The organism is Clostridium sp. AF34-10BH (assembly GCF_003478095.1).
In the GTDB taxonomy this organism is placed as follows: Bacteria; Bacillota; Clostridia; order Lachnospirales; family Lachnospiraceae; genus Acetatifactor; species Acetatifactor acetigignens.
This window is the reverse complement of record NZ_QUEC01000072.1, coordinates 1061-1591: the sequence shown is the minus strand read 5'-3', so window position 1 is coordinate 1591 and position 531 is coordinate 1061. Positions and strand designations below refer to the sequence as shown.

Genomic DNA, 531 nt, shown 5'->3' with positions numbered 1-531 from the left:
CGGAATGACAGGCTGCGGAAAGAGATCAGTCCCTACGGCTACGAGCCGGAGAGTGATGACGGGGCGGGGGTATCCTACACCTATGACAGCCGTGGCAACCGCATCCGTACCACCAATGCATTAGGTGAAGTGGTACAGGAGCTTTCTTACAATCTGCGGAATCAGCCGGTTATCCAAGAGGATACGTTTGGAAACCGGACAGAGCTTTCCTATGAACTGGACGGAAAGATCAAGGATGTCCGGCGATTAGGGAACGGTAACCGGAACCATCAGCGCACCCTCCAGCAGTATGAGTATAATGCCAGAGGCCAGATCACGGGAGTCGTGGACGGCAACCAGAATCCCATCTCCTATGACGTGGACAGCTGGGGACGCATCACAGGCATTGGCTTTGCGGACGGGGTGAAGGAAGGCTACGAGTACACCCCCGCCGGACAGGTCAGCAGGACTATAGACGGTAACGGTAATGCGGTGCAGTACCGTTACAACAGTCTCGGCAAGGTCAGCGAGCGGACGGATCAGCTGGGATTC

General features: G+C 56.1%; 1 protein-coding gene. It reads left to right on the top strand.

Annotation, left to right across the window (positions count from 1 at the left end; genetic code table 11):
• On the top strand, positions 1 to 531 hold a 531-nt coding region (locus tag DWZ61_RS19390), incomplete at both ends, for an RHS repeat domain-containing protein (protein ID WP_243026466.1).